Origin of the sequence: Candidatus Sysuiplasma jiujiangense (assembly GCA_019721075.1) — an archaeon.
GTDB lineage: Archaea > Thermoplasmatota > Thermoplasmata > Sysuiplasmatales > Sysuiplasmataceae > Sysuiplasma > Sysuiplasma jiujiangense.
The window spans coordinates 77,426-99,838 of record JAHEAD010000002.1 but is presented as its reverse complement, the minus strand read 5'-3'; the positions used below and the strand labels follow the sequence as shown (position 1 = coordinate 99,838).

The 22,413-nt window shown below is 51.4% G+C and carries 16 protein-coding genes and 1 tRNA gene; 7 read left to right on the top strand and 10 right to left on the bottom strand.

All coding sequences use genetic code 11. From position 1 onward, the window contains the following. The first annotated feature begins 37 nt into the window (after window positions 1-37). A complete protein-coding gene (locus KIS29_02175) occupies window positions 38-223 on the top strand; it encodes a ribosome biogenesis protein (protein ID MBX8639130.1) in 186 nt (61 codons plus the stop codon). A gap of 3 nt (window positions 224-226) precedes the next feature. After that, entirely contained in the window at window positions 227-1,000 is a 774-nt protein-coding gene (locus KIS29_02170; protein MBX8639129.1) for a proteasome assembly chaperone family protein, read from the top strand. A 128-nt stretch (window positions 1,001-1,128) separates the two neighbouring features. Here the strand turns inward: KIS29_02170 and KIS29_02165 are convergent, their stop codons facing one another. Further along, window positions 1,129-1,410 carry a ribbon-helix-helix protein, CopG family gene (locus KIS29_02165; protein MBX8639128.1) on the bottom strand — a complete coding sequence of 94 codons (282 nt, stop codon included), beginning with the start codon at window positions 1,408-1,410 and terminating at the stop codon, window positions 1,129-1,131. Window positions 1,411-2,094: 684 nt separating this feature from the next. On the opposite strand from KIS29_02165, the gene KIS29_02160 reads away from it, so the two are divergent. From KIS29_02160 to treZ, 3 genes are all read left to right on the top strand, one after another. After that, window positions 2,095-2,203, top strand: a tRNA-Tyr gene (locus KIS29_02160). Window positions 2,204-2,376: 173 nt separating this feature from the next. Further along, window positions 2,377-5,193, top strand: a complete 2,817-nt coding sequence (gene treY, locus KIS29_02155) for a malto-oligosyltrehalose synthase (protein ID MBX8639127.1) — start codon at window positions 2,377-2,379, stop codon at window positions 5,191-5,193. After that, complete coding sequence (treZ, locus tag KIS29_02150; GenBank protein MBX8639126.1) at window positions 5,186-6,955, top strand: malto-oligosyltrehalose trehalohydrolase; 1,770 nt, start codon at window positions 5,186-5,188, stop codon at window positions 6,953-6,955. The genes treY and treZ overlap by 8 nt, the downstream gene beginning before the upstream one ends. Here the strand turns inward: treZ and glgX are convergent. The 6 genes from glgX to KIS29_02120 form a co-directional block, all read right to left on the bottom strand. Beyond that, a complete protein-coding gene (gene glgX / locus KIS29_02145) occupies window positions 6,952-9,072 on the bottom strand; it encodes a glycogen debranching protein GlgX (protein ID MBX8639125.1) in 2,121 nt (706 codons plus the stop codon). The two genes, treZ and glgX, sit on opposite strands and share 4 nt — an antisense overlap. Window positions 9,073-9,106: 34 nt before the next feature. Further along, window positions 9,107-10,603, bottom strand: coding sequence for a hypothetical protein (locus KIS29_02140; protein ID MBX8639124.1), 1,497 nt, complete (start codon window positions 10,601-10,603; stop codon window positions 9,107-9,109). Beyond that, window positions 10,600-12,255, bottom strand: a complete 1,656-nt coding sequence (treS, locus tag KIS29_02135; GenBank protein ID MBX8639123.1) for a maltose alpha-D-glucosyltransferase — start codon at window positions 12,253-12,255, stop codon at window positions 10,600-10,602. Before treS ends, KIS29_02140 begins: the two co-directional genes overlap by 4 nt. A 5-nt stretch (window positions 12,256-12,260) precedes the next feature. Continuing rightward, window positions 12,261-14,195: a DUF3416 domain-containing protein gene (locus KIS29_02130; protein MBX8639122.1), complete on the bottom strand. Its 1,935-nt coding sequence runs from the start codon at window positions 14,193-14,195 to the stop codon at window positions 12,261-12,263. Window positions 14,196-14,197: 2 nt separating this feature from the next. Further along, window positions 14,198-16,387 (bottom strand): 1,4-alpha-glucan branching protein GlgB, encoded by a 2,190-nt coding sequence (gene glgB / locus KIS29_02125; GenBank protein MBX8639121.1) that lies wholly within the window; start codon window positions 16,385-16,387, stop codon window positions 14,198-14,200. Between the two features lie 208 nt (window positions 16,388-16,595). Then, complete coding sequence (locus KIS29_02120) at window positions 16,596-17,048, bottom strand: HIT family protein (GenBank protein ID MBX8639120.1); 453 nt, start codon at window positions 17,046-17,048, stop codon at window positions 16,596-16,598. 120 nt (window positions 17,049-17,168) lie between these two features. On the opposite strand from KIS29_02120, the gene pdxT reads away from it, so the two are divergent. After that, the gene (gene pdxT / locus KIS29_02115; GenBank protein MBX8639119.1) at window positions 17,169-17,756 is read left to right on the top strand and encodes a pyridoxal 5'-phosphate synthase glutaminase subunit PdxT; all 588 of its coding nucleotides are present in this window, start codon (window positions 17,169-17,171) and stop codon (window positions 17,754-17,756) included. Between the two features lie 37 nt (window positions 17,757-17,793). Here the strand turns inward: pdxT and KIS29_02110 are convergent, their stop codons facing one another. Continuing rightward, window positions 17,794-18,543: a geranylgeranylglyceryl/heptaprenylglyceryl phosphate synthase gene (locus tag KIS29_02110; GenBank protein ID MBX8639118.1), complete on the bottom strand. Its 750-nt coding sequence runs from the start codon at window positions 18,541-18,543 to the stop codon at window positions 17,794-17,796. Beyond that, window positions 18,540-19,370, bottom strand: a complete 831-nt coding sequence (locus KIS29_02105; GenBank protein MBX8639117.1) for a UbiA family prenyltransferase — start codon at window positions 19,368-19,370, stop codon at window positions 18,540-18,542. The genes KIS29_02110 and KIS29_02105 overlap by 4 nt, the downstream gene beginning before the upstream one ends. Window positions 19,371-19,872: 502 nt before the next feature. Between KIS29_02105 and KIS29_02100 the strand changes: the two genes are divergently transcribed. Next, complete coding sequence (locus tag KIS29_02100; protein ID MBX8639116.1) at window positions 19,873-21,354, top strand: site-2 protease family protein; 1,482 nt, start codon at window positions 19,873-19,875, stop codon at window positions 21,352-21,354. 15 nt (window positions 21,355-21,369) lie between these two features. Here KIS29_02100 and KIS29_02095 read toward each other — a convergent pair whose 3' ends face one another. After that, a complete protein-coding gene (locus tag KIS29_02095) occupies window positions 21,370-22,395 on the bottom strand; it encodes an RsmD family RNA methyltransferase (GenBank protein ID MBX8639115.1) in 1,026 nt (341 codons plus the stop codon). Window positions 22,396-22,413: the final 18 nt, after the last annotated feature.

Here is a 22,413-nt window from a genome sequence, read left to right as displayed (position 1 = left end):
AATAAGCACGCCCCGATGGGAGAATGAGCTGATCGGTTTGAGAAGCCTGATATTCAAGTGTCCGAAATGCGGTGCATATACAATGTCAGAAAAATGTCCTGTGGACGGTAACGTTACGAGGACCACTATCCCGATGAGATATTCCCCCGGGGACAAGTACGCTGCCTACAGAAGGGCGCTCATTGAGAAGGTAAGCAGAGAAACGGTTGAGAAGGAGGAATGAGTCTTGGACGATATACATTTAAAACTCATTGAAAAGCCTAAATTGAAAAATCCGATTTTCATAGAAGGACTTCCAGGCGTCGGGAACGTTGGAAAGCTGGCGGCAGAGCACCTGATTGACCAGCTCAAGGCAGTTAAATTTGCTGAAATCTTCTCGAAATATTTTCCCCCCCAGGTACTGGTCCATGACGACGGTCTGGTTAAACTGGTTTCAAACGAATTTTACTATGTGACAAGGCCGGACAGTGCCAATGACATTGTTTTCCTTGTAGGCGATTACCAGGGAATTTCTCCCGAAGGACAGTATCTGCTTTCCGACAGGGTTCTCGCATTTATAAGCGAACTCGGTGTCCAGAAAGTATTCACGCTTGGCGGATATGGAGTCGGAAAGATGATAGAGAAACCCAGGGTCCTCGGGGCAGCTACAGATCTCGACCTCGTGGAGGAAATGAGGAATCTTGGCGTCGTTTTCTCCAAGGGGGAGCCCGGAAGCGGCATAGTCGGAGCGAGCGGACTTCTTCTTGGCCTTGGAATTAATTACGGGATGAGGAGTGTCTGCCTTATGGGTGAGACTTCCGGTTATCTTGCGGATCCCAGGGCTGCCGAAGCAGTTCTGAATATACTGGTGAAGGTCGTCGGCGTAAAGATAGACTACGAGGCATTGAGACACAAGGCTCAGCAGATAGACCAGCTCACTGCGAGAATCAGGGATTTCGAAACGCAGCAGGGCCAGGAACCGGGAACAGAGCGGAAGGAAGATCTGGGCTACATCGGCTGAGCATCAGAGAACCATCGAAGCATCGAGGGCGAATAAAAAAATAAAGAGGGTTCTGAACTGTAATCTGAGTCCCTCAGAGCGCATCCCATCCATCAGGGCTCAAACTTCCCTCCTTTGGGTTCCCTTTCTCACTTGTTGAGAAATTTTCTTTCAAACTCCTCAAGTTCAGCAAGTGTCCTGTCAGCTTCGGATAGTTTCTTCAGCTTATCCATTACAGTCTCTACACGCTGATATATCAGGTCTCTGACCGCACTCCTGATGGCTTCAGAACGGGACGGAAAGTCGTCTACCTTGACCAGGAAGTCAAGCGCCTGAAGATAGCGGGGCGGCAACCTTATTGTTACTTTCTCAAGATCCTGTTCGTCCACTACAATCACTCGCAGGTCTATTAGACCTCTTATGTCAGACAAATACGAAAGGCATATTTAATATTTCACTTGCAAAAGGCTTTGTGAAAAAACTCTCATTTGTGGAATACGCTCAGTGCGATGAATTTGCCCGGGTTGATGTGAAATGAGTCTTTCCGGGGAATGCCTCTTTCATCGTGCGGCCACTGCATGCTTCACCTCCTAAGTTTCCAGCGGTTAAATGTTTCTCCCCACCGCGATGTCCACTCCGCTTCTTATGGCACCAGACAGATGCTGCTGTTTCAGCAAAGCAGCAGAAGCGTGATACGCCTCTACACCATGCTGAAATCTTTTGAGAGCAGCAGCATGTATTGGCAGGAGTAACCTGTCGGGAGACAGCCGGCGTTCCACAATCCACTGACACGCAATCTCCGCGGTTACCCGTGTTCCTTCCTCGGACCGATATTGCCTCTCTGTCTTGAACGCAGACAGCGGTCACGTCGATATGAAACGGAAACCATCAGATATCACTGCATTCCGGTGTTATGGAGTGTGTGGCTGAATTTTGCCGGCATGAGTGATTTCAGCAAATTGTTCAGGCATATTTTGCCGTCCCGCTGTCTCCCAAATGAGTCTGGCAGAAATTCCGCGTTCCCAAGGTGTGCAGAGAGTTCTTTCGCTACATTTCAACTGAAAAGCCGCTTTGTTACACAATAAATAATTAATATTAATTGCAATTCCTTCTGACCCGACTTAGCTTAGACTGGAAGAGCGGCTGACTGTAGTTGTGTTGTCGGCAAGTCCGATTTTAGCCGCTGATATCAGCAGGTCCCCGGTTCAAATCCGGGAGTCGGGACTTTATGCTCACGATGGCTGTCGCTATTGGCATATGCAGACGTTTCCGGCCCGAGTTTAAGCGCGAGTTTAAGCGCATTTGATGTCTGCCTGTTTCGGTCTGTGGCAGTGTTGCAGGATGATGAATAAGTCATGGAAGGGCATTTGTAAAAACATCAATCAGATTTTTATTAGATGAGCTCATTTGAAACTGCGGTGATAACTTTTCACGCAGTGTGTGCCGGACATGCTTACGCCAAAGCACGAGTCGATAGCACGCACAGGAATGTAAAGCCACCGTTCAACTCCATGTACAGGCTGCAGTTCACCCCGGAATTCGGATTCGCAGATGCCGCGATTCTTGTGGATTATTTCTCAGGATTGGGAATCTCCGCAATTTACGCTTCACCGATTTTTGAGTCAAGGAGATTGAGCAGTCATGGCTATGATGTAACCAATCACAGCAGGGTAAGAGAAGAGCTAGGCGGAGAACGTTCATTGCGCAGACTCATTGATGCGCTGCAAGACAATGGGATAGTCTGGGTTCAGGACATCGTTCCGAACCATATGGCTTTCGATCCTGCAAACGAGATTCTTACCGATGTCCTGATCCATGGCAGAAAGTCCGTGTATCGGAATTTCTTTGACATTGAGTGGAATCATCCGAATGCTGTCATTCGCGACAAGCTCATCGCTCCTTTTTTCAACCGCTCAGTGGACGATTTGATCAGGCACAGGCAGGTGAAGTTGTGTGCATCCTATCCCATGCTCGTTGATATCGGAGGATTCAAACTGCCCGCCTCCTCTCTGACATATTCAATAGTTACAGGAGCAATGAAAGGCTACAACATCCCTGCTCTCTGCAGTATTCCTCTGGATGAGCTTTCTTCAGAAACTGGCGTGTCTGTCAGCTTAATTTCGAGTCTGATTCCGGGAGGCATGGAATACGCTGCTTTTGAAAATGCCGTCAAGAAAATAAATTCAGACGTTAATGCCATAAGACGTCTGATGCAGCTGCAGAATTTTGTGCCACGTCACTGGCAAAGTTCGAGAAGCGAAATCAATTACAGACGTTTCTTTGCTGTCAACGACCTGATATGCTGCCGCATAGAGGATGAGGAGAATTTCGCCACCGTAAACAGCCGGCTGGCCGAACTGTGCAGGGACGGATTGTTCGCCGGCACAAGGGTGGACCATATCGACGGAATATCCGAACCTGCCGAATACCTCGGAAGACTCAGGAAGGCTACCGGTAACAGGTACATCGTGGTGGAAAAGATCCTTTCAGGCAATGAAGTGCTGCCGCATGACTGGAACGCAGAGGGAACTACCGGATATGATTTCCTGAACTGGTCAAACCTGCTTTTGCACAAAAGCGACGGTGTTCGCAGGATTCGCAAATTCTACCGTTATCTGACTAAATCGCGGCCGGGCGGAGACGAGGAGACTGTGTCGCTGAAGAAGGAAATAATGGCGAGGTATTTTCAGGGTGATATAGAAGTAATTTCAGCCAGAATGCTGTCTCAGGCCAGGGCTGCAGGTATTTCTGATTACCCTACAGGCACGGAAATGGGGGAGGCTGTTGTGGAAATGCTTGCCAGAATACCGGTATACCGGACGTACGTTGCTCTTTCTTCCGCCGAGGATGTTAATGAAAACGGGAAGTCACGCATGAACGTGGCAATCAGGGCTGCCGCCAGGCACCGCCCCTGTCTCTTGCCTGCACTTAGCTGCATTGAACGGGTGCTGCAGAAGTCCCCCCTGGACAGTGGCTGCCTCTCGGCCGTAAGCCGTCTCCAGCAATTTATGCCGGCAGTTTATGCAAAGGGCATCGAGGACACTCTTTTTTACAGGGAGATTGCTCTTCTTTCCGTCAATGCCATTGGTCACTCGCCTGATGGAGATGCAATGACCGTAAGCGCATTTCATGAAAAGGTGCTCAGGCGCTTTCGCGAATCCCCTTATTCGATAAACGCAACCTCCACGCACGATACAAAAATCGGAGAGGACCTCAGGATGAGGATCAGCGTGCTCTCCGAACTGCCGGACCTCTGGATAAGGAATGTAATAAAATGGTCTGCCCGGAATAGAAAGTTCAGAAGGAAGGCGAACGGAGCGATCGCACCGGATAGAAATGACGAGTACCGGATATATCAGGCAATAGCAGGCTCCTTTCCGTTCACGAAAAATGAACGCAGGCAGTACAGCAGGAGACTTTCAGCCTATCTTGTGAAGGCAATGAGGGAAGCATCGGTCAATACTTCATGGGATTCGCCATGTCCCGCTTATGAGAAGGCGTGCATTGAATTTGCCCGTCGTGCTCTGAAGGAGTTTGATGCAGATCGCAGCAACGGAGTCTCCGGCTTTCATGAAAGGATAGCTTTCAGGGGTTATCTCAAATCGCTGTCCCTCGCTGTTCTAAAGCTAACCTGTCCGGGTATACCGGACATCTACCGCGGAAGTGAATCTTGGAATTTCAGTTTCGTCGATCCCGACAACAGGAGGCCCGCTGATTTCAGAACCCTCCGCAGGCACATGTCACGCTACAGAAAGCTCGTCGACTCGGGAAAACAGCCATCGTGTTCACGCTCCGATTTTACGAGCGGTTTTATCAAATTTTACACTACTGCCCGTCTGCTCTCTCTGAGGAAGAACAATCAGGACTTGTTCGTCGAGGGCGAATACATGCCGGTGAAGCTCACACGTAATAACGACAGTTTCATTTCGTTCTGCAGGCGAACCGGGAAAAAATGGATCGCCGTATGTTTGCCTCTCTTTTCATATGATTTGGAATTCACGGGAGCGCCCAGGTTTCTGCCGGGCCACATGAAGAAATGCAGCCTAATTCTTCCTGAAAACCATCCTTCATCTGTAATCAGCATATTTGGAGACGGAACGGAGATCACGATAAACCGGGGAACCGAAGACACCGTGGATATTGCAGACATGTTCCGCAGTTTCCCCGTTGCAGTGTTAGCCAGTGAAGAAGTGGAGGGTCTGGTCAATGACTGAATACAATTTTTCAATGGGACCGCAAGCTACTGCGGAAAGAACTGTCTTCAGAACGTGGGCTCCGTTCAGAAGCAGTGTGTTCCTGATTCTGGGCGACGGAAAAAAATTCGAAATGCACGCACTGGACGACGGTTTCTGGGAGTACGCGCTGGAGGGGAAGCACTTCGGAGCGAGATACGCATATGTGCTGGATGGGGATGGTCCGTTTCCTGATCCATCTTCGAGATACCAGCCAGACGGTGTCCTTGGTTTCTCCCAGGTGGTTGACACCGGTTCACTGAAGGCGGAATTCAGATCGCCAGGTTTGGATCTGGGGGAAATGGTTATTGAGGAAATACATGTCGGCACATTCACCGGTGAAGGCACATTCAGATCTGCCGAAGAGAAGATACCTCATCTTGTGGACATGGGTATCAACGCAGTCGAACTTATGCCGGTCGCCCAGTTCTACGGCAGTAGAAACTGGGGATACGACGGTGTCTATCTCTACGCCCCCCAGAACAGCTACGGGAGGCCGGAGGATCTTGTGCATCTGGTGTCTGAGATGCACAAATCCGGCATATCTGTAATACTGGATGTCGTGTACAACCATCTGGGTCCTGTCGGAAACTACTTTTCAAAGTTCGGGCCGTTCTACAGTGAAAGGTACACCACACCCTGGGGCAGGGCCATAAATTACGACGGTCCGTACTCGGATCCTGTCAGAAATTTCATGCTTGAAAACGCATCCTACTGGCTTACACATTATTGTTTTGACGGTCTGCGTCTCGATGCAATTCATGGTATAATCGACAACTCGCCGAAACACATACTTGCGGAATTGTCTGAGAAAGTGGAGAAGATTTCAATTGCGACAGGCAGACGCCTGCTGCTGATCGCCGAAAGCGACCTGAATGATCCGCGCGTCGTAAACGATATAAAACACTGCGGTTACGGACTGACGGCGCAGTGGAACGACGATTATCACCACTCCATACACACCATGCTGACCGGTGAGCACCTGGGCTATTACGGGGACTACACGGGCGCGCATATGGTCTTAAGAGCACTTCGCAATGGTTATGTCTATACGGGCCAGTATTCCCGTTATCTGCACAGGCTTAGGGGATCTGAATGGGGGAATCGTTCATTTTCCAGGCTGATAGTCTTTTCTCAGAACCATGATCAGGTAGGAAACAGGGCGTTTGGCGAACGTCTTTCGTCGCTTGTGGATGAAGAGAGGCTGAAGACAGCGGCAGGACTTGTGCTGCTCTCCCCGTTCACGCCGATGCTGTTCATGGGGGAGGAATACGGTGAGACGGCGCCGTTCCTGTTTTTCGTCGATACAGATGACGCTGCCTTTGCAGCTGCGATCAGGGAGGGCAGAAGAATGGAATTCAGCAGGTTTGGCTGGGAGCAGACGCCTGATCCGAATGCCTTATCCACGTTTGAGGCATCAAAGCTAAAATGGAATACTGGCGGGGATGCAAATCTTCGAATAATGCAGCATTACAGGGCGCTCATAGATATACGCAGGAAGTTCATCATCGGGCACACAGAGAATGTCAAATCCTCCCTTTCTGACGAGGGCATGCTCGAAATAACCTATTCAAGCGGTCTGAAAGTGCTGGTCAATACGGGCAGCAGGGAAACTAAGGTTCATGGAGGGTTCAGAAGGATGCTTCTGGATTCCGGCCGTAACGCATTCGGCGGCCTGAATGCGGAAGAAAACTATGATATGTTTTCCCTGAAGCCGTTCTCACTTGCAGCGCTTCTTCTCTAGCTTCTCCTTCCGCGCAGTACGGCTGCTCCCCCTTCCCTGATGGTGATCTTCTTCCAGTCCATGGGGATGGGATACCTCCCGGCGTTGTTCTTTTCGCTGTCGATGAGTATCTCCTGTGAAAACCAGTCGGCGGGAACATTGAATTCAACCGGCTTCCTTTCTGGATTGAAGAGTATGAAAAGATCATCCTCCGACACTTCCTCGCCTTCGTAGCCTATGTCCTCAATCCCTTTTCCGGATAGCAGTACACCGATTGCCGCCCTTCCCGAATTCCAGTCCTCCGTTCTCATCTCCGTTCCGTCAGGTCTTATCCATGTCACATCCTTGATGTTTGTGCCCGGCATGAGTTCCCCACGCAGGAAATTTCTCCTCCTGAGCACATGGTAATGAAGCCTGATTTTAATCATCCTTTTAGTAAATTCAAGCAGTGCGGCCTTCTCCCTGTCCAGATTCCAGTCATACCAGCTTATTTCGTTATCCTGGCAGTAGGCGTTGTTGTTTCCCCTCTGTGTCCTTCCTATTTCGTCCCCCCCGAGCAGCATCGGCGCTCCCTGAGAAGTGAAAAGCGTGATCAGGAAGCTCCTTATCCGCCTCTGCCGCTGTTCGTTTATGACCGGGTCGTCAGATGAGCCTTCGACCCCGAAATTCTCGCTTATGTTGTCGTCCATGCCGTCTCTGTTTCCCTCCTGATTGGCTTCGTTGTGCTTGACGGAATAGCTTACGAGATCATTCAGTGTGAAGCCGTCGTGCGAGGTGATGTAGTTGATGCTTGCATGAGGCGTCCTGCCGTTGTCCTTGTAAAGATCCGGAGATCCGGATAGCCTTGTTGCAAACTCCCCGAGGTTGTTTCGGTCATGTTTCCAGTAGTGCCTGACTGCATCCCTGTATTTGCCGTTCCATTCGGCCCACAGTATGGGGAAGTTTCCTACCTGGTATCCTCCGGGACCGACATCCCACGGTTCGGCTATCAGTTTCACCTGCGAGACAACAGGATCCTGGTGGATGACATCAAAGAACGAAGACAGCCTGTCGACTTCGTAAAACTCCCGGGCAAGCGTAGACGCGAGATCGAATCTGAAACCGTCGACCTGCATTTCTGTCACCCAGTACCTCAGGCTGTCCATAATGAGCTGCAGAACCTGCGGGTGGCTGGCATTCAGGCTGTTTCCCGTGCCTGTGAAGTCTATGTAGTATCTCGGATTGTCCGGATTCAGCCTGTAGTAAGTGGGATTGTCTATGCCTCTGAAGCTGAGCGTCGGTCCCAGATGGTTGCCCTCGGCGGTGTGATTGTAGACGACATCGAGTATCACCTCGATGTTGTTTTCATGCAGGGTCCTCACCATTTCCTTGAACTCTGTTATCTGGGCTGCTGCTTCAGTTCCGGAAGCGTACCTGATGTCAGGCGCAAAGAATCCGATGGTGCTGTACCCCCAGTAGTTCACCAGTCCACTGTCCACAAGATGCTTTGAATCAACCTTGTGGTGCACCGGCATCAGTTCAATCGCCGAAATGCCGAGGTCTCTGAAATAAGCTATCATCTGGGGGGAAGAAATGCCTCTGTATGTTCCTCTCAGGCTTCTGTCAAGATCCGTTCTCCGGAACGTCAGGCCCTTTGTGTGCGTTTCGTATATCACTGTACGGTTCCACGGCAGAGACGGTTTCTCCGTACCCTTCCAGTCAAAATCATCGCGGCAGACAATGCATTTCGGGATGAATGACGCGTCATCGCTGGCGTTGAAGGTAAGATCTTCTTCCTTCGCGCCCATCTGGTATCCGAATATGTCGTTATTCCAGTTTATGACGCCGGTAAGCGCCTTCGCGTACGGGTCTATCAGCAGCTTGTTCCTGTTGAATCGAAGCCCGGCTTCGGGCCTGAAGGGTCCTTCAACCCTGTAGCCGTAGAGATCACCGGCACTGATTCCGGGCACATAGACATGCCAGACGTAACCGTCAACAGCCTTCAGCTCTATGGATTCCTTCGGAGAGGATGCATCGTGCCTGTCGAACAGTTCGAGCGTAACTCCCGTTGCATGTTCCGAATAAACGGCAAAGTTGGCGCCATGTTCGTCAAGCGTCACGCCCTGAGGATATGGCCTCCCTTTCCCAGCCCTGACCATGCTGATTCTCCACCTATTCGATCAGAATCTGTATTTAACAGTTCCCTGTTCCGGCTTCGGCATTCGATAATATTGCGTTCAGCGGTATGCCGGCCCAACCGGGCCTGTTGTTAAGTTCGTAGCTGAGCTCATAGTATGCTTTCTCCAGCATGAAGAAGCCGATTGCCCGGGCAGCCTCACTCCCGGTGTCCGGCAGATATTCGCATACGGGAGAATAATTCTTCCAGTAGGCATCGATGAAAATCTTCTGGCAGAGGAGCGACATCTCAGCCACTGCCGACGCATCCTTTCCTTCTGCCATCGCTGCATACGAGAAGGCGTAATCTATGGACCTCAGCATTCCGCTTACGTCCCTGAGGGCGCAGTGTCTTTTCCTCCTTTCCTCGAGACTCCTCATCGGCTCGCCTTCAAAATCTATCACAATGAAGCTCTTTCCTGATTTCAGGACCTGTCCGAGGTGATAATCCCCATGTATCCTTATCTTGTATTTCCGTCCCTTCAACAGGGAGGCAATCGCATCTCTCATGTCACCGGCCCGACGACTCCCCTCTGCGTATAAGGCGGCTACCTTCCCCGCAAGAATGCTGGTCTCCCCGTCAGGAAGCGGCATCGCAGCCCTGAGTGTTGCAAGCGCATCCGCCCTGACGGACTCAAACTCGCTCATCCAGAGGCCGATATCCTGCTCCGTTATCGGCTCGGGCTCAAAATCGGCCTTTCCCGTACCGGCTGAGAGGGTGTTATGGAGGTCGGATGTTACTGCGGCGAGTTCTTCAACGGCGCCTGCCATCTCCGAATCAGGCGTGCTGGCCCCTTCGCCAACAAGCGAAGCGATTCTGGAGGTGAGGTATGACCAGCAGTCGCCCTCGTTTTCAACAAACTCCGAAAGGCAGCCCAGCGAGTACTCACCGCCGCCGACGTATCGGCAGTAAACCAGCGGTGCGGGAACGATTTTCCTCTTCGACCTCTCCGCAACAAACCGCGGCACCTCGAAATCAGGGTTGACGCCACTGTTCAGCTTCCTGAAGCTCTTGTAGACAGCCCTCCTTCCGATGAGGAATGAGGAATTGCTCTGCTCTCTCCCCATCGGATTTATTTCGTCGTTAAGATCGATATTAAGCTGTTCAAATTCGGGAGTTGTCTCGAATTCAACTCTTCCGGAAATGAAACCGATCCTGCCGCTGTGTTTTGCCGCTTCGAGCCAACTTCTTATGTAACCGGCATGGCCCAGTGCGTCCCCCACGCTGTATTTTTTGCCTTCCTTCGAGAAAGTCAGCCAGGAGTTATTTTCATTTTCACTGTTTTCGCTTATGGCGATGGGCACGTGGTACAGTTCAGTGCCGCCGTCGCTGAACGTGAATCTCAGTATTGCGGGAATGAAGAGGTTGTCGCCGGGCATTCCAAAGGCGCAATCGTAGAAATCAACATTTTCCAGCTGCCTGGTCTTGCTTCCAAACCATCTTTCCCTTGTAATTGCTTTCTGCAGCTGCTGGAGCTGTTCCCTGTCCAGGATATCCGTGCAGCGCAGGGTCACTGCTGACCATCCCTGTCTTCTTTTTTGAGGCTGAGCCAGAAGAAGGATCTGGGATGGAGTGTAAAGAAATAAGGCAATTCGCCGATTGCAGGGAACGGCACATCTGTTATGATTTCGACAGGGGTGTAGCCGCTGTATTCCTTCAGTGAAAGCTCCAGGAATGTCGGCTTCCTTGAAATGTTGAATATGCAGAGTATCTTTTCCTCTTCGTACTTTCTCAGATAGGCGAGGACATGGCGGTTGCCATTCTCAAGAAACTGAATCTCTCCCCTGCCGAACGCCTTCGAGTACTTCTGCCTCACGCGTATGATCTTCCTGACCCAGTGCAGGAGGGAGGTATTCAGCCTGCTCTCAGACTCCACGTTCACGCTCTCGTAATGGTAGTTGGGGTTTGTTATCGGAGGGGAAAAGAGCTGTTCCGTATCGGCCCTTGAAAAACCGGCATTCCTGTCGTATGACCATTGCATCGGTGTCCGGACGCCGTTCCTGTCTCCCAGGAAGATGTTGTCGCCCATTCCTATTTCGTCACCGTAGTACAGTATCGGTGAGCCGGGCAGTGAAAAGATCAGCGCATGCAGCAGCTCAAGCGTTGCCCTGTCGTTGTCGACAAGCGGCGCAAGCCTCCTCCTTATGCCGAGGTTTAGACGCATCTTCGGATGCCGTGCATATTCTGAATACATAACGTCCCTTTCTTCGTCAGTGACCATTTCGAGCGTAAGTTCGTCATGGTTTCTCAGGAATATGCCCCAGTCGCACTTTTCAGGAATGGGAAGCGTCTGCTTCACTATGTTTACAATGGGGAAATAATCCTCCTTTGCCAGCGCAATGAATATCCTGGGCATAAGAGGGAAGTTGAATGCCATGTGGCATTCATCCATGTCGCCAAAATACTGCTTTGCCTCGGTGGGCCACTGGTTTGCCTCTGCAAGCAGTATCCTGCCGGGATAATCTGTGTCAATCATCCTGCGTATCTCCTTCAGGTATGCATGCGTCTCGGGCAGATTTTCGCAGTTTGTCCCTTCACGTTCGAAGAGATAGGGTACTGCGTCGCACCTGAAGCCGTCAAGTCCCCTGTCGAGCCAGAAGCGCATAACCTTCTTGATTTCCTCCCTGACCTCGGGGTTGTCGTAGTTGAGGTCCGGCTGATGGCTGTAAAATCTGTGCCAGTAATACTGTTTTGTCCTGGGTTCCCATGCCCAGTTTGATGTTTCGGTATCGACGAATATTATCCTCACGCCTTTGTATCTGGTGTCGGTGTCGCTCCATACAAACCAGTTCCTCTTCGGGCCGTGAATGTCCGAAATCGCCTCCCTGAACCACGGATTCTGGTCCGAACAGTGGTTAAGAACAAGGTCAGCTATTATCCTGATGCCCTTTGAGTGCGCATCGCCTACAAGCCTGTCAAAATCCTGAAGCGTTCCGTACTCCGGCTGTATCGAATAGTAGTCGGAGATGTCGTAGCCGTCGTCCTTCATAGGCGATTTGTAGAACGGGAGGAGCCAGATGCAGCTGACTCCTAGTTCGGCAAGGTAATCAAGCTTAAGCCTTAGCCCGTTGATGTCCCCTATGCCGTCGTTGTTGGAATCGAAAAAAGACTTGATGTGCAGCTCGTAGAAAACGGCATCCCTGTACCAGAGCGGATTGCTGTCGATAACCATCAAATCCCCACCTTCAGGATGTGTCCCGGCCTGATGCCCGGGACAAGTTCAACGTAGTTCGCGCCCTCGTTCCATTCGTACCTTTCGCCTGTAATCGCATCAGTGACATAGAATTTTCCTGTTCCCTTAATACCGAGTTTTTCCCATGGTATGTTCACAAATGCCGCCTGTCTTTCAAACGGGTTGACGTTCACTATAACCAGCAGTATATTTTTCCTGTCCTCAGATATCCTTGAATAGCAGACAAGATTCGGATTCTCCATCCTGTGAAATTCAATATTGCCGAGTTCCTGAAGGGCAGGGTTCTCCCTTCTTATCCTGTTCAGCGTAGAAATGAACTCTCTTATGTTTCCCGGTGCGTCGGCATTCCTGTTCTTCAGCTCATATTTTTCGGAATCCATGTATTCCTCCCTTCCCTCCAGCGCACTGTTTTCGCACAGCTCGAATCCGCTGTATATCCCCCACAGCGGTGAAAGCGTTGATGCAAGCAGCGCCCTGGACATGAAAGCAGGCTTTCCACCGTTCTGAAGGACAAAAGGCAGTATGTCAGGGGTATTTGTGAACAGCATAGGTCTGAAGAACCTGGATTTATCGCTGTTTGACAGCTCGCTGAAATAATCCTCTATCTCCCAGTTGAAGTTCTTCCATGTGAAGTATGTATACGACATGGTGAAGCCTATCTTCGAAAGTTCGTACATCACATCAGGACGCGTGAAAGCCTCGGCCAGGAAAATCACGTCCGGCCTGTTCTTCCTGATTTCGCCGATGACCCACCTCCAGAAGGGAAAAGGCTTCGTGTGGGGATTGTCCACTCTGAATATCCTTATTCCGGCTTCAATCCAGAAGGTGAAAATGCTCTTAAGCTCCTGCCATAGCCCCTCCCTGTCGCGGGTGTCGAAATTCAGGGGGTATATGTCGTAATATTTCTTGGGCGGGTTTTCAGCGTACCGGATGGTCCCGTCCGGCCTTCTGTAGAACCATTCCGGATGCTCTGTGACATAGGGATGGTCCGGAGAGCACTGAAACGCAATATCCATCGCTATCTCCATCCCCTTCGATTCAGCGGTCTTTATGAGGTGCCTGAAATCGGCCATTGTGCCCAGGAGCGGATTAATTGACTTGTGCCCCCCCTCGGGGCTCCCGATCGCCCATGGGCTGCCTGGATCAGAAACTTCCGCAGCCGTCGAGCCGTTTTTCCCTCTCCTGCTGGTCCTTCCGATGGGATGAATCGGCGTTATATATACGACATCGAAGCCCATGGACTTCACATAATCAAGCGATTTTTCGCAGTCGACGAATGTGCCGTGCCTGCCCGGTATGCCCGACTGGGATCTTGGAAAGAGTTCATACCATGATGAGAAAACAGCCCTTTCCCTGTCAACGATTATTTCAATTTCAGGCTCAAACCTTGCGGCTTCGCTCCTCAGCTGGTATCTGCGCACAAGCGCAAGGGTCGATTCATCCGTCGCAAGGCGTACCGCATCCTCTGCCGGCAGGGTGCTCAGATCCGCAATGATGGTCCTGAATTTGTCCCTGTCTCCCTTTGCCCTCGACGATATGTCGCCGAGCAGCTTTATCCCGTCCTTCAGATCAGCGGATACATCCTCTCCGGAGGACAGCCATTTGGACAAATCCCTGGCCCATGTGGCGTATCTGTCCACCCACGCCTGGACAGTGAAGCGATACACGTCATTCCTGGCAGGCGTAAAAGCCGCTTCCCAGAGATCCTCTCCGGAACCCTGCATGGGAACGGAACTCCAGTTTCTGCTGCTGTCCCGGTATATGACTTCGGCCGAAAGAATCTCCGTCCCATGCCTGAATATTTTTGCTTTCACTTTCACAGGCAGACCAACCCTGCTTTTTGACGGATAGCTTCCGCAGTCGACGCGCGGCTCAATGTCTGTAATGACAATGGAGTTTTCCTGCTTTGGCATGCTTACTTCCCCTCGTACCTGAACACCTCTGCGGCCAGCGGCGGAAGGACGATCCTGAGCGACTGACGGTGCCCATGCATGGGAACTTCCTCGCTGCCTGTGCCTCCATAATTGCCCATTCCGCTGCCTCCGTATTCGGCTGCATCAGAATTCAGCAGCTCGGTGTAATGCCCTTTCCACGGAACACCTATCCTGTAGTCATACCGGGGCACGGGTGTCATATTGTAAATGAAAATAAGACTGTTTTTCCTGTCTTTCGAGTGCCTGATGAATGAAATCACGCTGTTGTCGGAATCGCTGAAATCGATCCACTGAAATCCTGAGGAATTGCAGTCGAGTTCAAAAAGCTGTCTCGACGATCTGTACATCCTGTTGAGGTCGCTGACAAAGACGGAAAGTTTTCGGTGCATGTCGAAACCAAGGAGGGCCCAGTCGAGCTGGACATTTTCATTCCATTCAAGCCACTGCCCGAACTCATTTGCCATGAAGAGCAGTTTTTTGCCGGGGCTTCCGAACATATAGGCATAGCACAACCTCAGATTTGCAAACTTCTGCCAGTAGTCTCCGGGCATCTTGCCTATCATCGATCCCTTGCCGTGGACAACCTCGTCGTGGGAAAGCGGGAGTATAAAACTCTCGCTGAATGCATACCAGACAGAGAACGTGAGATTCCTCTGATGGTATTTCCTGTGAACAGCATCCTTTGAAAAATATTCCAGCGTATCGTGCATCCAGCCCATGTTCCACTTAAAGTCAAAGCCAAGTCCGCCGTACGCGGTGTTTCCCGTAACGCCGCCCCAGGCGGTCGACTCCTCAGCTATGACCATCACTCCCGGAAAACGTTCGTGCATCGTGCCGTTGAGCGTTCGGATGAAGTCTATCGCCTCCAGATTTTCCCTTCCCCCGTACTTGTTTGGCAGCCACTCCCCCTCCTTTCTGGAATAATCAAGATAGAGCATTGATGAAACAGCATCTATCCTCAACCCGTCCACATGATATTTGTCTGCCCAGTAGAGCGCATTTGATATGAGATAGTTCCGTACCTCGTTCCTTCCATAATTGAATATATTTGTGCCCCAGTCAGGATGCTTTCCCTTCCTCGGATCCATATGGTCGTAGAGATGTGTCCCGTCGTACATCGAAAGGCCGTACTCGTCATCCGGGAAATGGGCAGGAACCCAGTCGAGAATCACACCGATGTCGTTGAGATGACATTCGTTGACAAACCACATCAGGTCGCCGGGTCCGCCGTACCTTGAGGTTGGGGCATAATAGTTTATGACCTGGTACCCCCAGGACGCATCCAGCGGATGCTCCATGACCGGAAGCAATTCTATGTGGGTGAAGCCAAGAGCTTTCACATACGCTATCATTTCCTTTCCTATTTCCCTGTATTTGAAAAAATTGTCTCCGGCAGGCTTTTTCCACGATCCGAAATGTATTTCATATATGGAAACGGCTTCCTCCCTCCGATTCCCTCCCTTTCTCCTGCCAATCCAGTCGTGGTCTGACCAGCCGAACGAAAGATCGGCGACAATGGCGGCGGTCCTCGGTCTCATTTCCGTCTGGAACGCGTAAGGATCTGTTCGAATCCTTACATTGCCGTCGGCGCTGGATCTGATTGCAAATTTATACAGTTCGCCGGCACCGATATCAGGCACGAACAATTCCCAAATCCCGGAGTCGGCGACGTTCTGCATGGGGTGCATTCCTTCTGTCCAGTGGTTGAAATTGCCGACGACCGAAACAGCCTTTGCGTTTGGTGCCCACACGACGAATCTCACGCCGCCGATACCGCCGGCATTCAGAGGATGCGCCCCGAACGAGTTGTACGACTCCAGCAATTCTCCTTTCCTGAAGAGATATATGTCGAAATCCGACAGTTGCGGCCTGAAGCTGTATGGATCGTGTCTCCTTTCCACATAACCGCTGGCATCCCTGTAACAGACCAGGTAGTTCTGCGGCAGACTGCCGCTGTCAATTGTCGCAGAATATATTCCTGTATCTTCTAGCCGAGTCAGTCTGGTGACTATTCTCCCTTCGTTGTCTTCCACCCACGCCTCCGTTGATGTCGGCAGGTAGCATCTGATCTCACTTAAAGAAGTGCTGATCTCATGCATGCCGAGAATATCAAACGGTTTTTCGTTTGTGAACTCCACCACTCCTTTCAATGAAACATCCTTCAAGCGCATCACTCAACTTTTCGCATGTGCCCGATGTCCAAATCCGCCCGGGGTGTTGCGTGTCGGGCACAACCGGTATGAAACCGGAATTCGCCTTTTCTGTCTGATCCCGAATTTGAATAAATCGCATGTGATTTAAACCTGACTGAATGCATTTGATTCCTGATATCGGTGCGGGCAGCGCTATCCGGCGCTTCATGGGTACGTGGCGGTGAAGTCAGTCGCTCACGGTTGCATCTACCTTGCCGATGCCACCTCGTATGCGGTCTGCAGCCTGGCTCATTTCACCGTCCGTCATCCTGTTTCGCCTTACTCTGAAATCCAGCCCGTCGTTATGATTCCTTGGTATCACATGGCAGTGAACATGAAATATCACCTGTCCAGCGTCTGCTCCTTCGTTGACGAAATAGTTGACGCCGCTGTAATTCATTGCATAGAATGAACTGCCGATCTTCCTGCAGAGGTTGAACATTTCCGATGTCAGGCGCTCGTCAAGGTCCACGAGCGTCGGAACATGCTTCCTCGGCATGACCAGCGTATGCCCCGCGGTGATGGGGAATTTGTCCAGACAAGCAAATATGTTGTCGTCTTCATAGACGCGGTATCCTGGCGCCTTCCCGTCAATTATCTGGCAGAAGACACAGCTCTCTCTTCCGCTGTTCTGGTTCATGGCTGTCCTGACATAACGGCGGGGTTAATTATTTTCTCTTTCCGGGATATCGAAATTCTTTGCTGAAAAAAGCAATTGCGACAATAAAGGCAATAAGTCTCCTCTCTTTCAGTCAGTACGATGAAGGTCGGTGTCGTTGCGGTTCAGGGAGACGTCAGTGAACACATAAGTGCATCGGAAAAGGCGATGCGTGAACTCGGAATCAGCGGAAGTGCGGCAAACGTCAGGAAGATCGAGGATATGACCGATGTCGACAGGCTGATCATACCGGGCGGTGAGAGCACCACAATTTCAAAACTTCTCCAGAAGTCAGGCCTATTCCGCATCATCGTAAAAAGTGCGCAGGAGGGAATGCCTGTTATGGGAACATGCGCGGGATGCATACTGCTTGCAAAGAAGGGGGATGAACAGGTGGAAAAGACAGAGACCAGACTTCTCGGCCTCATGGACATGAAGGTCGACAGAAACTTCTACGGCAGACAGAGGGAGTCGTTCGAGGCAGTGCTCAAAATAGACGGTGTTTCCGATCAATTCAGGGGTGTATTTATCAGGGCACCTGCTATTGTGGAAGTCTGGGGAAAATGCCGCAAACTGTCATCACTGGAGGGGAGTATCGTCATGGCCAGGGAGGACAATCTCCTGGGTCTTGCCTTCCACCCGGAACTTTCCGGTTCGACGGATGTTCACAGGGCATTTCTGGCAATCTGAGGAGCGACTGCCTCAACGCTGCCCGAAACGACGCTGTTCATTGTCTTTTGATGACCGATCGGATTATGCTGCCCAGTGTCTCCAGTCCGTTTTCGCTTTCCACCACGGTACCTGTCACAACAACATCCGCTCCTGCGCCTGCAACCTCCGATGCGGCAGCCGAGTTCCTTATCCCCCCGCCGACAACAAGCGGTATGGCGATTTCCCTTTTCACCGCTTCAATCATCCGTGCAGGAACGTGTACGGGGGCTCCACTCCCGGCCTCCAGATAGACAAGTTTCATGCCGAAATACTCGGCCGCAAGGGCGTAGCCGACTGCCCTGCCTATGTCCTTCCTCTGGACGGGATCGGCATGTCCCACCTCCCCGACCTTCATTCCCGGCTCGATTATTATGTAACCCATGCCAATCGGCTCGATGCCGTATTTCTTCGTTAGGAGTGCGCCGGCAGCCTGCTCTCCGGTTATGTGGCGGGGCAGCATCGAATTCATCATCGAAAGGAAGTACAGTGCATCCAGCAGAGGACTCAGTCCGCTGACTCCGGAGGGGAAACCGATCAGCGGAATGCTTACTCTTGCCTTGATACACCTGAGCGTTTCGTCCAGTCCATGTCTCTCCACCCCGGTAGATCCGCCAACCATTATGGCGGAGGTGCCGCACCTGAACGCCTCGAAGGCGATCTCTCCGGCATCTTCAGGTTTCTGCTTGTCGGGGTCTATCAGCGTCATGTGTATCGGGCCGCTTTTGACTTTCTGATAAATATAATCGGACACCTTTCCCGTTTTCATACCCCCAGTGCGCCTACAAGGAATGCAAGAAGAGCGGCATACATCGCAACCTTGGTCGTGGACTGGGACCGCGCCGGGTTCCGATGCCGCTGAATGATGGAAGCGAGGAAGATCAGATCCGCGGCAAGCACCACCGCAAGATAACCGAGACCGAACTGGTGAAGCAGGTAAGGGAACGGGCTTACTATTATTGCGGAAGCGATGGCGGCGGAAGCTGCGCGCCCTGCGTTCTCCCTCCCAATCTCCATCGGGAGCGTTTTCCTTATTCCCTTGTCAGCATCAATGTCCTGGATATCTTTGATGATCTCCCTTCCAAGCGTCGCCATGAATGAAGTTGCAAACAGAGCCCACACTGTAAGTGTTTCGCCTACAGACAGCGCGCCGAACAGAAACAGTGATGCCGTAAGCCATGAAATGGACAGATTTCCCGCAAGGCCAGTTTTTTTGAGCCTGAATTCATACAGCATCATTATAAACAGGGAAAAGAGAACAAGCAGAAAAGCAGGTATATTTATCACAAGTGAAATAAGCACAGAAAATGTGAAGAGAAGGACGGAGAATCTCTGTGCATTCTCCCTGCTTATTCTGCCCGACGGGATCGGTCTGCCGGGATGGGCATTTGCATCGATGGTTGCATCAAGATAGTCGTTCAGCGTATTTCCGGCACCGGTAAACAGGAATACGACTGCGCCTGCTGCCGCAGCATCAAGCAGATGGCTGGCGAACATGGTCTTCGAGGACACGAGCGCCCCGAGTATTGCGGCAACCGCGGACATAACGCAGTTCCCGTATCTCATGAGCTTAAGCAAGTCGGAAATGGAAGTCATCTGTCGACCTTTACTTTCAACGGGCAACTGTTATTAGAATTTAAGAGCATCGAATTTTACAGGAAGCAGGTACCGGAGGAATCCGGATTTCTGTGCAAACACCTCGCGAGCAGCCGCACGCACCGCATTTTTGTTTTGTCAGGCAGCAGAACCTTCAATGAAAACATTGCCTGAACGCCTGTGCATCACCGGACTTCAATTCGGCATCTCCGTCCGCTTCCCGTCTCGGCTGCCTGCAGATTGCGCCGAAAAGAACAAACGGCGCTGTTTATGCCAGCACTGGCGAGATTCGCGGGTTCGGGTCATTGTTCCTGAGCACTGTAATACGGCACTCTGATGAGCATGGCGGGCAGTTCCCTGCGACAGGCATCGCAGATCCCTGATGCAGATCCCTGATGCAGATCCCTGATGCAGATCCCTGATTTTGCCCGAAGTCCGTAAAAACCGGGGAGGCCTGTTTTCTACATAATACTTAATTACCATAACATGCTTAATTTTTTACGTGGACTACGGTCAGTACGGACGAGCTGGATCTCTCGGCGCCGAAGTTGAAGAACTGAAGTCAGTCGTTTCAAGATATTTCGACATCTATGATATCAGGGTCACATATCAGGCAGTTGCTTTCTTCGTCAACTGCAATCCTTCGGAACTGGAGGAAAAATTCGACGGAGTAAGGCTCGCCATGGTTCCGAAAAATTATATACCGTTCCTGCAGAAAAGGGGCGGAGAATACTCCATAGTCGTATGGAAGCGGAAACCTGTCGGAAAGAAGGGAAACGTTGCAAACATAATTCTGCTCGCAGTCACGCTTGTCACGACAACAATCACAGGTGCAATCCTATGGTCCAATTATTACCATCTTCCGCAGCTCTTCACGCCGTCGACGGTGCTGAACGGCATTGTTTTCTTTGTATTCCCGCTCATGCTCATTCTTGGCTCCCATGAAATGGGACATTTCGTTGTCGCGAGAAAATACAAGGTGAGCGCATCGCTGCCGTTCTTCCTGCCCTCCATCCCTCCCCTGGGGACGCTTGGCGCTTTCATCTCCATTCGTGATCCTTTCCCGAGCAGGAAGGCGTTGCTCGAGGTGGGGATAGCAGGGCCTATTGTCGGTTTCCTCGTTTCAATTCCTGTGGCAATTGCGGGCTTCATGCTCACACAGGTCAATCTGGTCCATGTCATTATAACGCCCGGGACACCTGTCTTCAAGGCCCCTTACCTCTACAATGTCATGATGTCACTTTTTCCATTTTCAAGCGGTTCATACATAATTTTCCCCACTGCGTTCGCGGCATGGGTAGGTTTCTTTGCCACCGCACTGAATCTGCTTCCTGCAGGGCAGCTTGATGGCGGTCATGTCGCAAGGGCCCTGCTGGGGGACAATTCAAAATATCTTGCGTGGGCGACCCTTGCCGGAATGATTGTCCTGTCTATCTACTTCACCAGCTGGATACTCATTGCGCTGTTTGTCATGATCCTTGGCGTCCGGCATCCTCCGCCGCTCAATGACATATCAAAACTCAGGATAAACAGAAAGATGCTCGGAGCAGTCGCCGCTGCCATGTTCCTCATCTCATTTACACCGATCCCTGTGACAACAAGTCCTGCAAACCCTAATTTCATGATGACATCGACTGCAACCTCCGTGAATGTGAACAGCACAGTGGCAGAGACATTCATAATCACGCTCACAAACCAGGGCAATCTGGCTGAGAACATTTCCATCTCTGCAGCGCAGAATTCATCGGGCTATGCGTATTTTGAGACGCAGTTTGCGCCCGGCATTTCCACTGTCAACGGCACACGTTTCGGACCGTCGGCTCAGGTGCTCGTGCCCATCGGGCAGTCCGCCAATGTCACCGTCAAGATATTTGAACTGAACCCGCAGACCGTGAAGGTGCCTGCCGGAACATACAGCATCACAATACTCGGCAAAAGCGGCGGCATAACCAGGACATTTACCATACGTGTCATCGCCGGATGACACTTGCCGCACATTTCAGCCGCCTGCTTTCCTGAATATGAGAAAATTCCTTGTCAGCGAACGGTGTACCTTCTGTCTGATGGCTTTCTGAAGTTTCAGTCCCTTTGTTTGTGGAACCAGGGAGACATCCGGGACGACGATGCCGAGTCTCCCGCCCTCTACAAGCGATTCCCCGATTGCGGCAAAAGCCCTGCTGTAAAGACGTTTCAGGCCTTCCCCTCCAGTTGACGAGGATCTGCCATACGGCGGATCTGTCAGGACAGCGTCAAATTTTCCCAGCTCCGCTATCTCAGATACGTCGCAGCGGAAGAGTTCGAATTGCCCGCGGATGCCGAATTTTTCAAGGTTTTTCCTGGTTCCGCCGATCATTCTCCCGTCTATGTCAGAACCCGTAATTGACGCGCCTGCCATTGCAGCCTCGATCAGTATTCCTCCGGTACCGCAGAAGGGATCCAGCACTCTTTCCCCCTCTGAAACTTCGCAAAGGTTAACGAGTCCGAGCGCATATCTAGGCGGCAGGGAGACGGGCGAAAAGAAAGGCCTTCCGGAAACCTTTCTGCTGTCGAGTGACTTTCTGTCCGGCCTGCACCGCATTACGGCGGCGAAAAACATGCTGCTGAGGGCGAACACCCTTATTTCCACTTCTGCACCCTCGAGATCCACACTGCCGTATTCCGACAGTCTCCTACCCAGTTCCCTTTCCATTTCCTTTGTTTCCGCCTTCATGTGCCCGACCCTGGTAGAAGCCCGAATGCGAAACCTGCTGCCGGAAACTGTTTCACGGAGGGAGTGACTGCTCCCGAGGAGATCCTTCCAGCTGCTGTATGCCCCTTTCAGGACGGAAACCGAATGTGCAAAAGCCAGCCGCCTGCAAAAAAAGGATGCAGCATTCTCATCCCTGCACTCGACCACTGCGATTCCGTCCGCTGCATTCTCGTATTTGATTGTGCAGTGCAGCATTGCCGAAAGGGCCCTCACTTCCTCCAGCGGGAATTCGCTGTGCTCGAGGGAAAGCTCTATGATCAGGGATGTGTCGGCCAATGTATACCATCACGTCCG